The sequence below is a fragment of the Rhizobium sp. CFBP 8752 genome, assembly GCF_014842035.1.
GTDB classification, from domain to species: Bacteria; Pseudomonadota; Alphaproteobacteria; order Rhizobiales; family Rhizobiaceae; genus Neorhizobium; species Neorhizobium soli.
This window is the reverse complement of sequence record NZ_JACYUZ010000001.1, coordinates 1,407,104-1,422,557: the sequence shown is the minus strand read 5'-3', so window position 1 is coordinate 1,422,557 and position 15,454 is coordinate 1,407,104. Positions and strand designations below refer to the sequence as shown.

Sequence of the window (15,454 nt, the reverse complement as noted above, 5' to 3'; positions counted from 1 at the left end):
GAACCTGAGTCTGGCCCTCTTTCTACTCAGTTCCTCAACGGCCGCTCTTTTGCCGCGCCCCAGAAACTGAGCCGCGCATCGGGCGCGTGCCTGAGGAGAATGATCTCCATCCGTGCACGAAGGTCGCTGCGAAAGCGTGACGCGTTCCGGGCGCCCCAGACGCCGATATAGCACGCGCCGGAGACATCGTTGCGAAACACCACGGCGCCGCCAATGGCAAAAGCCAGACCACCTTCGCCCACCACGCCGCCTGCGCCATAAACCGCCACGACACTTTGCAACGGTGCAACGCTGACCACGGTGTCACCGGAGCGAGCAAAACCGGATTGCGTGAAAAGATAGACGGGAATTGGAAGTTCGGCCATTCGCTTGGCTCTCATGAGAGGCAACCGAGATCGGAGCGCTGTTTATAGCGCAAGTCAACTCCATAACGGCCAGGCTATTAGTTCGGATTGCAAAGCCAGCTGTCACAGACGCATGTCAGATCTCGTGAGGATCGCAGTGCTGGAACCAGTATCGTATCGCTCAGCTGGCAGAGCGGGTCCGGGAGCCGGGTGGGCATCCTAACGCGATGCTTGGGACCATCGCCAAGCTTCACCGCCAGCGCCCTTGGGTAGCGTTCGCTCGGGTAAGATTACGTACTGCAGGAAAGTGCTTCTCTGCCGCGAATTGTTCGGCAGAGAAGTCTCCGCCAGGCCGATATCGCGCGGGTCGTCCCCGCGCGAAAAGGATCACATGGCCTTGAGAGCCCAGTCGACAATATTCGCGCCGACCTGTGCAAATGCCTTGTCCAGCGCTTCGATGAAGCGGCGGTTCTCGGTTCCGGCGACCGGCACCGTTGCCTTGAAGACGGTCTGGGCACGAACGCTGCCGTTGCGGTCGTTCAAGAGCTTTGCCGAGATCTCCACCGTGGCAAGCCTGTTGCCCTCGGTCACCACCTCGAAGCTGCGGATATCGGTTACGACCTGATAGTCGATCGCCAGACCCTGCCCCGGCTTGCCGACGCCGCCAACCCGTCCTGAGTTTTCGAACGCTTCGACCAGCTTCGACTGGACCAGTGCCGGAAGCCTGTCGCCCCAACGGGAATTGGCCAGATACTGAACCTCGGAGGGCGAAATACGCACAACGACCTGGTCGCTGTTGAGCATCTTGACCGCAGTCGGTTCAGGCACCAGGATCTGCCGGCTCTTCGCGGTTGCTCCGCTCGCCATTGGCGTGATCGACAGGTCGAACGTGTCGTTGTTCGCCTTGCTGCCACAACCGGCCAGAAGTGCTGCCATCAAAGGGGCTGCGATGATGATCGGATGGCGCATGACGCGAAGCATCGCAGATCCTTGCATGAAACCCTGAACTCCCCGCATGTTAGCGCCGTGTCCTGCCATCGTACTCTTTCACCGTTTCGCCGCCGAAGATCAGGCGCTGGGGGTTCTGGTCAAAATTGCTGATTGCCTGATTGAGCGACTGCACGGTTCCGCGCGTGTCGTTGATCAGCGTTTGGATGTCTCTCAAGCCACCGGACGAAAAGCGCGACAGGTTGTCGGCAATCGGTCCAACGCGCGAATTGATATTGTCGGCGACGGTGCGGAAGGATTCGAGCGTCTTGCGCGCCTCGGCAAACAGACCCTGCGAGTCGTCGCTGGAGACCAGCCCGTCCACCTTCGCCAGAATTCCGTCGACGCGGTTCGAAGCGTTGTTCAGCTTGGTCGACATGTCCGTGAAGTTGGAGATCGCACCGTTGATGTCGTCGCGGCGGCGCGACACGTCGTCGATCACGTCGCGCGCCGAGCTGAGCGTCTGGCGTGCGTCTTCGGATGCCGACGAGATGTTGCGGATCGTAGCGCCGACCTGATTGACGTCGACGGCCGCCATGAGCGTATCGGCGCGTTTCAGGGCGCTCTGCGCATCGACGCCTGCCTGCTGGAAGCTCGCAGCCGCCTGGGTCACGTTCTGCACCAGAGGGCCGAAGTTGTCCGAGGCATTGGCAATGTTGCGAGTCACCCGTTCGGCGTTCGTGACAACCTGATTGACGCGCTCCGCATCGATTGCCCGTACCAGCTGGTCAGCTGCTTCGAGCGTCGAGTTCAAAGTGCCGGAGACGCGATCGACCGTCGCCGACAGCGTCGAGAGGCTGTTCAGGAATTTGTCGATGCTGTCCGAATTGTTGCTGAGCGCAGCCGTAAACGTCTCGACGTTGCGGATAGTCTGCGTCAGCGGACCGCGTGCGTCTCCGACAAATCCCTGGATGTCGCCAATTGCCTGGTCGGCCCGGTCGAGGATCTTGTCGGCCGTCGCAAGAAGGTTGGTCACGCTCGACTGGTCGGCGATCAGCACCGCAGGACGGCCACTCTCGATCGCCTTCTGCAGGATGTTTTCTTCACCCTTGGCACCACCCGACATTTCCACATAGGCAGCGCCCGTCAGGCCCTGAACTTCCAGAACGGCCTTGGTCGACTGGTAGACAGGTGCGTCGGCGCGCACTTCGGTGAACGCGATCGAGTAGCGCGGATCATCCGGGTCGATGCTGAGGCTGCGCACGGAGCCGACTGGGATGCCGTTGAAGCGCACCGCCGAACCAACGGAAAGACCGTTTGCGGAGCCTGGAATGCGAATCGCCAGCTCAGCCGTGGGGCCTCCCCGGCCGGACGAAGCCATCCAGTAGACGAACCCGAAAGCGGCAGCCATTACCAGCAAGGTAAAAAAGCCAACGAGGGCGTAATTTGCTTTAGTTTCCATAGGTTACATCACTTCTCAGATTCGCCGTCGGGCCTGGTCTCATCGGTCACGACGGAACGCGCGCGCTTGCCCTTGAAATAGGACTGAACCCACGGATCGTCGAAGGCGAACATATCCTCAAGCGTGCCTTCCACCAAGACCCGTTTCTGCCCAAGCACGGCAATGCGATCACAAACGGAAAACAGGCTGTCGAGGTCGTGGGTCACCATGTAGACGGTGAGGCCAAGCGTATCGCGCAGCCTTGCAATCAAGGCATCGAAATCGGCAGCGCCGATGGGATCGAGGCCCGATGTGGGCTCGTCGAGGAAAACCAGATCGGGGTCGAGCGCCAGAGCGCGCGCAAGGGCTGCGCGCTTGATCATGCCGCCAGAGAGTTCCGACGGATACTTGTCGGCCGCATCGGGCGGCAGGCCCACCATCTCAAGCTTCACATAGGCGAGTTCGTCCATCAGCGACTGCGGCAGATCGAGATACTCGCGCATTGGCAGCTGGATGTTTTCTTTCACCGTCAGCGCCGAAAACAGCGCACCGTGCTGGAACAGCACGCCGAGCCGCGTATCGAGCGCCACGCGCTGCTGTTCGTCGGCGGTGGCATAATCAACTCCGAGGATCTCGATCGTACCTGAGCGCTGCGGCAGCAATCTGAGAACCGTGCGCATCAGCACCGACTTACCGGTGCCCGACGCTCCGACGAAGCCGAGGATCTCGCCCCGGTAAATATCGAGGTTCAGATTGTCCAGCACGAGCTTCGAGCCGAAGCCGACCGTCAGATCCTTGACCGACAGCACGACCTTGCGCTCGTCGCTCTTCGTCTCCGCGGGCTTGGTATTGTCAAAGGTTTGAACGTCTTCCACGCCGGTCCCCATCAAAAATCGATCGCGGAATAGAAAATCGCAAACATCGCGTCGATCAGGATCACCGCGAAGATCGATTTCACCACCGACGAGGTGACGTGCTGGCCGAGCGATTCTGCGCTGCCGCCAACTTTCATTCCCTCGACAGCCGCCACGATGCCGATTGCCAGCGCCATGAACGGCGCCTTGATCATGCCTGAGGCCACCGACGAGAAGTCGACCGCCTCCTTGAGGCGCGACAGGAACGTATCGAATGTGATGCCGGAATAGACCAGCGTGATCACCGCAGCGCCGTAGAGGGCCGACAGGTTCGCGACGATGGTCAGGAGCGGCAGTGCGATCGTCAGAGCGACAAGGCGCGGGAACACGAGCACACCGACGGGATTAAGGCCGATGACGGTCAGCGCGTCGATCTCCTCGCGCATCTTCATGGAGCCGATTTCGGCGGTGATCGCGCTGCCCGAACGGCCGGCGATCATGATCGCAGTGATCAGAACGCCGATTTCGCGAAGCTGCAGAATGCCGACCAAGTCGACGACGAAGATTTCTGCCCCGAAATACCGGAGCTGGAAAGCGCCCTGCTGGGCAATGATCGCGCCGATCAGAAACGACATCAGCAGGATGATCGGAACCGCCCGAACGCCCATCCGGTCGATATGCGTCACGACGGATGCAGGAGAGACGCCGGATCCGCGGCCGAATTTCAGCTGTGCGCCACGGACCGCCGAACCGAGAATGTGCATGGCGGCGACGAAGTCACCGGCAAATTCCGTCATCGTCTTGCCGATCGGGCTGAACACGCGATCAAACAGCGACCGCTTGTCCTGATCGTTGGGCGGCGGTGCCGGGGTCTTTTCCGGCAGGGCGCCAACCAGTTCCTCGATCGTCCCTTCCGCCCCGACCAGTTTCGCGTCGCGACCCTGCTCGGCTTTTGCCGACATAAGACGGCGAATCAGCCAGGCGCCGGATGTATCGATTCCGTCGATCCCCGAGACGTCGATCTCGAGGGATCCAGACCCGCTGCTCTTTTCAAGATCGCCAAACGCCTTGAGGACCGGCGAAATCGAATGATTGCGCCATTCTCCGGCCAGAATGTAGCGCTCGCCATCGCCGCCGGGCAGGTCTTCGGCTTTGATTTCGGCAGGTTGTGACGGCACAGGTTTCTTTCGGCTTAGGTTAAGCAGCACGCGGCTGCGATCTGCTGTTGATCGCAGCACTGAGAGCGGCAATATAGCGACCCTGAACGGATTTGCCACAACGCCCAGGTGGAAAACCATGACGCGTCACTTCGAAGCAACAATCGAGAAATTCCCGATCGCGGGGGTGTTTACGATTTCCCGCGGTTCCAAGACAGAAGCCGAGGTGGTGACCTGTGCGATCACCCGCGACGGCCTGACCGGCCGGGGCGAATGCGTTCCCTACAAACGCTACGGTGAAACAACCGAAGGCGTCCTCGACGAGATCAACTCCCTCGCTTCGATGATGCACGATGGCATGGATCGACACACACTGCAGACGCGCCTGCGACCGGGAGCCGCCCGCAACGCGGTGGACTGCGCCTTGTGGGATCTGGAAGCCAAAAGCCTTGGCCGATCGGTCGCATCGATGATTGAAGCTGCCGAAAAGCCGCTCATCACCGCCTTCACGCTGTCGCTTGGCGAGCCGGAGGCAATGGCAGAGGATGCGCGCAGGAATGCGGCGCGCCCTCTCCTCAAGGTCAAGCTCGGCACAGACGATGACGAAAGCCGAATGCGGGCGGTCAGGCAGGCAGCGCCCGATTCGCGTCTGATCGTCGATGCCAACGAGGGTTGGACAGAGGACAGTCTGGCCCGACATCTGGATGTGGCCGACGCCCTCGGTATCTCGTTGATCGAGCAACCGCTGCCAGCCGGCAAGGATGCAATCCTTGCCACCATTCGCCGCAAGGTGATGATCTGCGCTGACGAAAGCGTGCACGCAACCGGCGATCTTGCAAGTTTGAGAAACCGCTACGACGCCGTCAACATCAAGCTCGACAAGACCGGCGGGCTGACCGAGGCGCTGATCATGAAGGAGGAAGCGCAGCGACTGGGCTTTGCCGTCATGATCGGCTGCATGGTCGGAACCTCGCTTGCCATGGCCCCCGCAGTTCTTCTGGCGCAGGATGCCGACTACGCCGATCTCGACGGTCCGCTACTCTTGGCGCAAGACCGCCCGGACGGGCTGCGATACGACGGATCGCTGGTCTATCCGCCCCGGACGAATCTCTGGGGATAATGAGTCCCTTGCACCGACAGGCCGTTACGCAGCCTGCATGCCCCTAATGGTCTCCGGTGAAGGCAGCGTCGTGATTTCCGCAGTCTTCGCGATCTTCTGCCAGGAGATCAGTTCCAGCGTCCCGTCGCGATGCTCGGCAATCGCCGTGCAGCTTTCGACCCAGTCGCCCGTGTTGACGTAGTGGATCCCGTCGATGTCTTCCATCACCGCATGATGGATATGGCCGCAGATGATGCCATCGACATTGTTGCGACGAGCCTCGTCGACGACAACCTTCTGGAACTCGCCGATGAAATTCACGGCGTGCTTCACCTGCAGCTTCGCCCAGGCGGAGAATGACCAGTATGGCAGGCCGATGCGGCGGCGCACCGCTGCAAGACCGACATTGATGGCGATTGCCGCATCATAGGCCCAGTCACCGAGATAGGCGAGCAGACGCGCATTGCGCACCACGACGTCGAACTCGTCACCGTGCAGCACCAGGTATTTCCGCCCGTCTGCCATCTCGTAGATCATCCGGTCTGCGACCTCGATACCGCCGAAATGCATGCCGGGGAAATCGCGCAGGAATTCGTCGTGGTTTCCCGGAATGTAGACGATCCGCGTGCCCTTGCGCGCCTTGCGCAAAAGCTTCTGAACCACGTCGTTACAGCCCTGCGGCCAGTTCCAGCTGCGCTTCAACCGCCAGCCGTCGACGATATCGCCGACCAGCACGATCGTTTCCGCCTCGTGGTAGCGCAGGAAATCGAGGAGAAAGTCCGTGCGGGCGGCTTTGGAGCCGAGATGCACGTCCGAAATGAACAGGGTTCTGAAATGCCTTGTCTCGATTGCATCGGCCACGGAAACGTCCCTTCGTTACCTACCTTGTCCTACCCTTCGAAAATCAGACTCGTGTTTCAGGATGATGACAGGGGCGCGATCGCCGCAGTCGGCGACCACCCGAAACCGGCGGCGAAATCCGACAGCATCGCAAATATTGTAGTTTCTCGATGGATCGATTGATGTAAGGAGGGGACTCGCATGTCAGGACGGAAATCGATACGAGGAGCCATAAGAGCATGGATGGGCACGACAATCCGAAACCATCGCCGGTAACCGGAGATCTCGACGAACAGGCTCTCTTCTTCCACCGCTATCCCCGCCCCGGCAAACTGGAAATCCAGGCCACCAAGCCGCTCGGCAACCAGCGCGACCTGGCACTTGCCTATTCGCCGGGTGTGGCCGCCCCTTGCCTTGCGATCCGCGACAATCCGGAAATGGCCGCGGAATTTACCGCGCGTGCCAATCTGGTCGCCGTGGTCTCCAATGGCACTGCCGTGCTCGGCCTCGGCAATATCGGCCCGCTTGCCTCCAAGCCGGTAATGGAAGGAAAGGCCGTCCTCTTCAAGAAATTCGCCGGAATCGATGTGTTCGACATCGAAATCGACGCGCCCGGCATCGAAGCCATGGTCTCGACGATCTCGGCACTCGAGCCGACCTTCGGCGGCATCAACCTCGAAGACATCAAGTCCCCGGAATGTTTCGAAGTCGAGCGTCGTCTTCGCGAAAAGATGAATATCCCGGTCTTCCACGACGATCAGCACGGAACGGCGATCATTGTCGCCGCCGCGATCCTCAACGGCCTGGAGCTTGCCGGCAAGACGATCGATAACGTCAAGATCGTCACGTCGGGCGCCGGTGCAGCGGCGCTTGCCTGCCTGCATCTTCTCGTGTCGCTTGGCGCGAAGAAGGAAAACATCTGGGTCCACGATATCGAAGGGCTGGTCTATGAGGGCCGCGTCGAGCTGATGGACGAGTGGAAGGCGATCTACGCCCAGAAAAGCGACAACCGCGTTCTGGCCGACAATATCGCCGGCGCAGACGTCTTCCTCGGCCTGTCGGCCGCAGGCGTGTTGAAGCCCGAACTTCTGGTGCAGATGGCCGAAAAGCCGCTGATCATGGCGCTCGCCAACCCGACGCCGGAAATCATGCCGGAACTGGCCCGAGCCGAACGTCCCGACGCGATGATCTGCACCGGCCGCTCGGACTTCGCCAACCAGGTCAACAACGTCCTCTGCTTCCCCTACATTTTCCGTGGTGCGCTCGATTGCGGCGCGCGCACGATCAACGAAGAAATGAAGATGGCGGCGGTCAAGGCGATCGCAGCACTTGCCCGCGAGGAAGTCTCTGACGTCGCCGCGAAAGCCTATTCCGGCGAAACGCCGATCTTCGGCCCCGACTACCTGATCCCGTCGCCATTTGATCCGCGGCTGATCCTGCGCATCGCGCCGGCCGTCGCACGCGCTGCGGCCGAAAGCGGCGTCGCCGCTCGTCCGATCCAGGATTTCGAAGCCTATCTCGACCAGCTTAGCCGATTCGTCTGGCGCTCCGGCTTCGTGATGAAGCCGATCTTCACGGCGGCCAAGACTGCCGAAAGAAACCGCGTCATCTTCGCAGAAGGCGAGGACGAACGCGTTCTGAGAGCCGCACAGATCCTGCTCGAAGAGCAGATTGCAAGGCCCATCCTGATCGGCCGTCCCTCGGTCATCGAAGCGCGTCTCCAGCGTTTCGGCATCCGCATCCGCCCGAATGTCGATTTCGCCGTCGTCAATCCGGAAGACGATCCGCGTTACCGCGGCTATGTCGACGACTATTTCGCGCTTGTCGGTCGCCAGGGCGTCAACCCGGAAGCGGCACGAACCATCGTGCGCACCAGCAACACGGTCATCGGCGCGCTGTCGGTCCAGCGCGGCGAGGCCGATGCACTGATTTGCGGCATCGAAGGCCGCTACGACCGGCATCTGCGCGACGTCAACCAGATCATCGGCAAACGTGAAGGCACGAAGACGCTCGCCGGCCTCAGCCTCTTGATTTCGCAGCGTGGTGCGATCTTCTTCACCGACACGTTCGTCAACTACAATCCGACCGCCGAAGAGATTGCCGAGATCACCATTCTCTCGGCCCAGGAAGTGCGCCGCTTCGGCATCAAACCGAAGGCGGCCCTCATCTGCCACTCCAATTTCGGCTCGCGCAATTCCGAAAGCGCCGCGAAGATGCGCGACGCACTCGCCATCATTCGCGAACGGGCGCCGGATCTGGAAGTCGACGGTGAAATGCAGGGTGGCTCGGCGCTTTCCGAGGAACTGCGCAAGCGCGCCATGCCGAGCACCACATTGTCCGGTGAAGCCAATCTGCTGGTCTTCCCGAACCTCGATGCGGCCAGCATCTCGCTTGGCCTGGTGCGCACCATGATGGACGCGCTGCATGTCGGCCCGATCCTGCTTGGCACGGCAAAACCCGCCCATGTTCTCGGCCAGTCCGTCACATCCCGCGGCGTCGTCAATATGGCGGCTCTGGCCGTCGTCGAAGCCTCGCAGCCAGAGTCGCTGTTCGGCTAGGTCTCACAGAAGCCGGGGCGGTTTAGGATATCTTCATCCGCCCCGGCCTATGTTTGATGGGTTTTAACGAATTGCCGGAAAAGCGATGCGATTTCGCGGCCTGATCTTCATTCCGCTCGTCTTCGTCCCCGCCTCCGTCCTGGCGCGGGATGCGCAGCTTTGTGCGGATCTGTACCGCAAGCTTCACAGCACACCGGTTGTGATCGGCAATACCGCTGAGATGCGCCGATATGCGCAGGACCTCAGCCAGGCAAACTCCGACATCCGCAAACTTCGCGTCGACATGCGGCGCGCCGGATGCGGTGGCGGCAGCATTGTTTCCTTTGGCGCGGCCAAGGCCGACCAGTGCGAACCTCTCCTCGAGCAGCTGCAAGCCCTGGAGGAAAACCGCGAAGTGCTTGTTGACGAGCGCAACAAAGCCCGCAACCTGTCCGTCACCGGGGAAGAGCGCGGCGCAACCATCGTTGCCATCCGCCAGAATGCCTGCATTCCGTCCGATTTCCAGGATGTCGCGAAGGAGGAGGAAAAGGAACGGATCCGGGTAAAGGGGATCGCGCTACCGAAGGATGAGGAGGCCTATTCCGGCAGCATCACCGACCTGCGGACCCGCAAGCCTGCCACCGTCCAGAAGGTTGCGATCGATCCCACGCCGCCGGTACCGGAGCGGAATTACGAAACCTCCGCAAAGGTCCGCACGGTGGGTCCGATTTTTCTCCCTGAAGCCAGTATTGATCTGCGCCACCCCCGCGAAAATGGACCGCAGCAACAGCAGTAGTCAGTCACCCTGCCAGCACTCGGAAAACACCAGATCATCCAGTGCAAGGCGCTGGCGCCAGCCGCGCACGGCCAGTTCCGGCTCGCTGTAGAGCTGGTCCACATGGCCGAGACAGAGCCAGGCGACGATCGCCACGCGCTCTGGGATACCCAGCAGCCTGCGCACGTCCTCATCGCGGAAAATGCTGACCCAGCCGACACCGACGCCTTCGGCGCGCGCGGCAAGCCACAGGTTCTGCACGGCGCAGACGGTGGAGTAGACATCCATGCGCGGATTGTGGGTGCGACCGAGGACGACCGGGCCCGCCCTGTCCGGATCACAGGTAACGCAGATCGATAGCGGCGCCTTGCGAATGCCTTCAAGCTTGAGGCTGCGATAAAGATCGCGCTCGCCGCCGGAAAACATCTCCGCCGCCTCGTCATTGGCCTTGGAAAAGGCCTCCCAGGCCGCCTGCCGCATCGCCTGGTCACGGACGAGGATGAAATTCCACGGCTGCATGAAACCGACTGACGGTGCGGCATGCGCGGCCGCCAGAAGACGGGATACAAGCTCGTCGCTCAAGGGATCGCCAAGAAACTGGTCGCGAACGTCGCGTCGCGTTTCGATCACCCGGTAGATCGCTGCCCGCTCCGCCGCGGAAAAGGCGCCTGCCGGAGCAAGGCCCGCTTGCGTATCGTCGGACGGGTCTGGAATTGGCGGCATCGTCTATCCCCAACAATGCTTGCGACGGCTGAAGCAAAACTGCCGAGGCTATGCCCGACCATACCAGTTATCGCAAGCCCATCACGAAACAGGAAAATACCTGACATAGGCGAATTCGTCACCGTCCGGTGACCAGTTTGGCGAATTCATCGTGCCCTGCCCGCCGAACAGTTCGAACAGCGTTTCGACATTGCTGCCATCCATATCCATCAGCCGAACCCGGACATCGAGATCGCGCGGATGATCGAACACGTCGCCGTCATAGGATACGAAAACGATCTTGTCTCCCTTCGGTGACGGATGCGGAAACCAGTCGCCATAGGGGCTGTCGGTGATGCGCTCCGCCGAGCCGCCCAAAGCCGGCACGCGCCAGATCTGCATGGTGCCCGTGCGGCTCGAATTGAAATAGATCCAGTTCCCGTCCGGGGAGTAGTCAGGCCCGTCGTTGCGGCCTTCGCCATGGGTGAGCCGCATCTCCTCGCCGCCTTCGACCGCAATCGTATAGATATCGAAAACGTCGTCGCGGATGCCGCAATAGGCGAAGCGCTGTCCGTCCGGAGACCAGCCGTGCCAGTAGGAGGGAAGGTTCCGTGTTACCAACCTTGGCTTGCCCCCGGTCGCGGCAAGCACATAGATCGCGGACTTGCCGAATTCGACCTTATCGGAAATCGCAACCAGCGTGCCGTCGGGCGAGATGCCATGGTCGTTGTTGCAGGCAACCGCGAACTCGGTGTCAACGATCATCGGAGGCGTGTCGCCGGCCACGGGCAGCCGATAGATCAGCCCGTCGCTGTTGAGCATGAGGAAACGTCCGTCCGGCGCCCAGTTCGGCGCTTCGAAAAGCGCGCTCGTTTGCCAGACAATCCGGCTCTGTCGCGTCCGGATATTATAGATTTCGACCGAACTGCGCATTGCATCCTCTCACGGCTATTTGCTGGCAGCTCGAGGTTACGACGCCTGAACACAAGGTGGCAAGTCACGCGAATTTACCCAGCGCAGCTCTAAAAACACATCATTAAAAACTGACGGACGCGATTCATGGATTCTTTATAACCGCATAACATTATATTCGAATATACTCATACAATGGGAGTTGGTGATGAGAATCCGATCCTTGCTGCGATGCCGTTCGGGCAGTTCCGCCGTCGAATTCGCGATCATCGCGCCGGTCCTGCTTCTGATGCTCTTCAGCCTGATCGGCTATGGCGTCTACCTCGCTGCGGCCCACGCCGTGCAGCAGATTGCCGCGGATGCGGCACGCACGGCTGTTGCCGGCCTCGATGCCAGCGAACGCCAGAAGCTGGTGCAGGAGTATCTCACCAAGTCGACGATGGACTATGCGCTTCTCGACAAGAAGAACTTCACGACGAAGGTGCAAAGCGACCCGAGCAACCCCAACCAGTTCACCGTATCGATCGAATACGACGCAAGTACCCTGCCGATTTTCAGTCTCTACAGCTACGCCATGCCGGACAAGCACATAAGGCGCTATTCGACCATGCGGATCGGAGGCATTTGAGATGCTTTTCCGCCTGAAGCGTCGTCAGACTATCGCCGGTGACCGGGCCGGCAACATTGCCATTACTGCTGCACTTGCCATGCCGCTTGCCATCGGAGCGCTGGCTCTCGGCGTCGACTATGGCAGCCTGACGCTGCAGCAGCGGCAGTTGCAGGCAAGCGCCGACCTTGCCGCGATTGCAGCGGCGGCCAACATTTCGACTGCGGAAAAATCCGCTTTCGACTTTTTCGCGATGAACGGTCAAAGCATTGGCGTCGTCAGCGCCGGCGGCCTGCTGACGACCAAGGGGGTTGTCCCATTCAACCCCAAGACGGCGCTCGAAGCCTATGGCAGCTATGCCGAGATCACCAGAGGCCGCTATGTACCCGATCCCGCGCAGCCTGCCGCGAACCGTTTTGTCGCCGGCGCAACACCGCCCGATGCGGTCCGCTTGACGCTCCGCAGCAAGAGCAACCTGATGTTCGGGGCAAGTCTCACCACCCCGCCGGCGCTTGCCGCATCCGGCACAGCAGCAACGGATAAGCTTGCGTCCTTCTCGATCGGCAGTCGTTTGGCAAGCGTCAACGAGGGTGTCCTCAATGCTCTGCTTGGCCAGATGCTCGGAACGACGATTTCCCTGAAGGCGATGGATTATCGGGCCCTCGCCGATGCCCAGGTCAATGCCTTGAAGACGATCGACCAGCTTGCTCTTGATCTTGGTCTCCAGTCAGGGACTTACGCGGATGTTCTCACAACCGACATCAACTATGGCAAGTTTGTCGGAGCCCTCGGCAAGACGACCGGACTTACCCCCTCGGTCTCGACGGTCCTCTCCAATCTCGAAAAGACGCTCAACAAGACGAAGGTCATGGTCAAGCTCGAGGATACTCTGAAGCTGGGACCCGTATCTCAAAAGCTGATCGGCCAATCGAGTGGACTATCTGTCAACACCAGCGTCTTCGATCTGCTGTCGGCGGCCGCAACCGCTGCCAGCGGCGGCAAGCAGCTCTCTGTCGACCTTGGGACATCCATTCCCGGTGTCGCCTCGTCCAAGGTGACCGTTGCGATCGGGGAGCCGCCGGTCGGGTCGTCTTACCTCGCAGTCGGCGCGCCGGGCACGATCGTCCGCACCGCTCAGACACGCGTGGCGGTCGAGGTCGTGGTTGATGGCCTTCAGGCGATCCTCGGGCTCAAGGTCCGCGTCCCCCTCTACCTGGAAGTTGCCTATGCCGAAGGACGGCTTGCCGGCATCACCTGTACGGGCGCGGCCAACAGCGCAAGCGTCGATGTCGACGCCGTCCCGGGCATCGCGTCGATCGCATTGGGCGACGTCGATACGACTGCATTCACGAACTTCGGCAAAGATCCGCGTGTCACGCGAGCCGACATCATCTCGACCCTTCTTCTCAAAGTCTCCGCCATGGCGGACACCACGTCGACCAATCTCAAGACAGAGCGATTGACGTTCTCGCCAGCGGATATCAGCGCGAACAGGGTAAAGTCGACGTCGGTCAAGAACGTGCTTGAGTCGCTGACGACGAGCCTGCTTTCCAAGCTCGTTGTGCGGGTAGACCTTCTCGGCCTTGGGCTTGGACTGCCGCAGCCCATTATCTCTGCCGTCGGTGCCACGCTCGGTGCGGCCATGAGCCCGGTCGACACCGTCCTCTACAACGTCCTGCTGACCCTGGGCGTGCGCGTTGGTGAAGCGGATGTCCAGGTCGGTGGCGCGTCCTGCCGCAACCCCGTTCTCGTCCAGTAGGCGGCCCTTGCAACGCAAAAGGCCGGCGTTGTCACGCCGGCCTTTTGCGTTGCGTCGAACCGGGGTTCAGCCGTTGACGACCATTCGCTTCTCGTCGCGACCGCTTTTCATACGCTCGGCCAGGAGGAACGCCAGTTCCAGCGCCTGGTCGGCATTGAGGCGCGGATCGCAGTGGGTGTGGTAGCGGTCCTGCAGGTCGCCGGCCGACACCGCACGGGCGCCGCCGGTGCATTCGGTCACATCCTTGCCGGTCATCTCGATATGGATGCCGCCCGGATGGGTCCCTTCCGACCGGTGGATCTGGAAGAAGCTTTCCACTTCCGACAGGATCCGCTCGAAAGGACGGGTCTTGTAGTTGTTGAGCGTGATCGTGTTGCCATGCATCGGATCGCAGGACCAGACGACCTTGCGACCTTCGCGCTCGACGGCACGGATCAGCTTCGGCAAACCATCGGCAACCTTGTCGTGACCGAAACGCGCAATCAGCGTCAACCGGCCCGGCTCGTTTGCCGGGTTCAGCGCGTCGATCAGCTGGATCAGATTGTCCGGCTGCAGCGACGGACCACATTTCAGACCGATCGGGTTCTTGATGCCGCGGAAATATTCCACATGCGCGTGGTCGAGCTGGCGTGTGCGGTCGCCGATCCACAGCATGTGGCCCGACGTCGCGTACCAGTCGCCCGATGTCGAATCGACGCGCGTGAAAGCTTCCTCATAGCCGAGAAGCAATGCTTCATGGCTGGTGAAGAAATCCGTTTCGCGCAGGCTCGGCTGGTTGTCGGCCGTGATGCCGATCGCCCGCATGAACTCCATCGTTTCGCTGATCCGGCCGGCCAGCATGCGATAGCGCTCGCCCTGCGGACTGTCCTTGACGAAGCCGAGCATCCACTTGTGGACGTTTTCGAGGTTGGCATAGCCACCCATCGCGAAGGCCCGCAGGAGGTTCAGCGTTGCCGCAGACTGGCGATAGGCATCCAGCTGGCGCTCCGGGTTCGGAATGCGCGAGGCCTCGGTGAAATCGATGCCGTTGATGATATCGCCGCGGTAGGACGGCAGTTCGATGTCACCCTGCTTCTCGATATTGGAAGAGCGCGGCTTGGCGAACTGGCCGGCGATGCGGCCGACCTTCACGACAGGAAGCTGCGCACCGTAGGTCAGCACGACAGCCATCTGCAGGAACGAGCGGAAGAAGTCGCGGATGTTGTCGGCGCCGTGCTCGGCAAAGCTTTCGGCGCAGTCGCCGCCCTGCAGAAGGAACGCGTCACCTTCCGCCACCTTGGCCAGCTGGGATTTCAGGCGGCGCGCCTCACCCGCAAACACGAGCGGCGGGAATGTGGAAAGCTGCGCCTCGGTTGCTTCCAATGCAGCCATGTTCGGATAGTCCGGAACCTGCTGGATCGGCTTGTTCCGCCACGTGCTCGGGGTCCAGTTCTGCGCCATGATACTCACCTGTTTCCACCCCGGCTCCCCCGCCGGGCAAAGCTTCAAATTTTGCGGGGC

Annotated in this window: 14 protein-coding genes; 5 read left to right on the top strand and 9 right to left on the bottom strand. The window is 61.0% G+C overall.

What is annotated here, in order from left to right; all coding sequences use genetic code 11:
• Positions 1-26: 26 nt before the first annotated feature.
• From IFT59_RS06760 to IFT59_RS06740, 5 genes are all read right to left on the bottom strand, one after another.
• The gene (locus IFT59_RS06760) at positions 27-365 is read right to left on the bottom strand and encodes a hypothetical protein (protein ID WP_192086419.1); all 339 of its coding nucleotides are present in this window, start codon (positions 363-365) and stop codon (positions 27-29) included.
• Positions 366-731: 366 nt separating this feature from the next.
• On the bottom strand, positions 732-1,340 hold the full coding sequence (locus tag IFT59_RS06755) for an ABC-type transport auxiliary lipoprotein family protein (protein ID WP_062458021.1): 609 nt from the start codon (positions 1,338-1,340) through the stop codon (positions 732-734).
• A gap of 22 nt (positions 1,341-1,362) precedes the next feature.
• Entirely contained in the window at positions 1,363-2,733 is a 1,371-nt protein-coding gene (locus IFT59_RS06750; protein ID WP_062456594.1) for an MlaD family protein, read from the bottom strand.
• Between the two features lie 8 nt (positions 2,734-2,741).
• Positions 2,742-3,599, bottom strand: a complete 858-nt coding sequence (locus tag IFT59_RS06745; RefSeq protein ID WP_062456591.1) for an ABC transporter ATP-binding protein — start codon at positions 3,597-3,599, stop codon at positions 2,742-2,744.
• Entirely contained in the window at positions 3,599-4,804 is a 1,206-nt protein-coding gene (locus IFT59_RS06740; protein ID WP_446737829.1) for an MlaE family lipid ABC transporter permease subunit, read from the bottom strand. The genes IFT59_RS06745 and IFT59_RS06740 overlap by 1 nt, the downstream gene beginning before the upstream one ends.
• Positions 4,805-4,862: 58 nt before the next feature.
• On the opposite strand from IFT59_RS06740, the gene dgcA reads away from it, so the two are divergent.
• Positions 4,863-5,843, top strand: coding sequence for an N-acetyl-D-Glu racemase DgcA (dgcA, locus tag IFT59_RS06735; RefSeq protein ID WP_192086417.1), 981 nt, complete (start codon positions 4,863-4,865; stop codon positions 5,841-5,843).
• Between the two features lie 24 nt (positions 5,844-5,867).
• Here the strand turns inward: dgcA and IFT59_RS06730 are convergent, their stop codons facing one another.
• Positions 5,868-6,683 carry a UDP-2,3-diacylglucosamine diphosphatase gene (locus IFT59_RS06730; RefSeq protein ID WP_062456580.1) on the bottom strand — a complete coding sequence of 272 codons (816 nt, stop codon included), beginning with the start codon at positions 6,681-6,683 and terminating at the stop codon, positions 5,868-5,870.
• A 218-nt stretch (positions 6,684-6,901) separates the two neighbouring features.
• On the opposite strand from IFT59_RS06730, the gene IFT59_RS06725 reads away from it, so the two are divergent.
• Positions 6,902-9,220: an NADP-dependent malic enzyme gene (locus IFT59_RS06725; RefSeq protein ID WP_062456577.1), complete on the top strand. Its 2,319-nt coding sequence runs from the start codon at positions 6,902-6,904 to the stop codon at positions 9,218-9,220.
• Positions 9,221-9,305: 85 nt separating this feature from the next.
• Positions 9,306-9,995 carry a hypothetical protein gene (locus tag IFT59_RS06720; protein WP_092660813.1) on the top strand — a complete coding sequence of 230 codons (690 nt, stop codon included), beginning with the start codon at positions 9,306-9,308 and terminating at the stop codon, positions 9,993-9,995.
• Here IFT59_RS06720 and bluB read toward each other — a convergent pair whose 3' ends face one another.
• Together bluB and IFT59_RS06710 are read right to left on the bottom strand one after the other, a co-directional pair.
• Positions 9,996-10,697 (bottom strand): 5,6-dimethylbenzimidazole synthase, encoded by a 702-nt coding sequence (gene bluB, locus IFT59_RS06715; RefSeq protein WP_192086416.1) that lies wholly within the window; start codon positions 10,695-10,697, stop codon positions 9,996-9,998. It abuts the gene before it with no gap.
• An 81-nt stretch (positions 10,698-10,778) separates the two neighbouring features.
• Positions 10,779-11,609 carry a TolB family protein gene (locus IFT59_RS06710; protein ID WP_113110583.1) on the bottom strand — a complete coding sequence of 277 codons (831 nt, stop codon included), beginning with the start codon at positions 11,607-11,609 and terminating at the stop codon, positions 10,779-10,781.
• 187 nt (positions 11,610-11,796) lie between these two features.
• Between IFT59_RS06710 and IFT59_RS06705 the strand changes: the two genes are divergently transcribed.
• Both IFT59_RS06705 and IFT59_RS06700 read left to right on the top strand, forming a co-directional pair.
• A complete protein-coding gene (locus tag IFT59_RS06705; protein ID WP_062456567.1) occupies positions 11,797-12,216 on the top strand; it encodes a TadE/TadG family type IV pilus assembly protein in 420 nt (139 codons plus the stop codon).
• Between the two features lies 1 nt (position 12,217).
• Positions 12,218-13,954 (top strand): pilus assembly protein TadG-related protein, encoded by a 1,737-nt coding sequence (locus IFT59_RS06700; RefSeq protein WP_192086415.1) that lies wholly within the window; start codon positions 12,218-12,220, stop codon positions 13,952-13,954.
• A gap of 66 nt (positions 13,955-14,020) precedes the next feature.
• Here the strand turns inward: IFT59_RS06700 and IFT59_RS06695 are convergent, their stop codons facing one another.
• The gene (locus IFT59_RS06695; RefSeq protein WP_092660807.1) at positions 14,021-15,394 is read right to left on the bottom strand and encodes a class II 3-deoxy-7-phosphoheptulonate synthase; all 1,374 of its coding nucleotides are present in this window, start codon (positions 15,392-15,394) and stop codon (positions 14,021-14,023) included.
• Positions 15,395-15,454 lie beyond the last annotated feature (60 nt).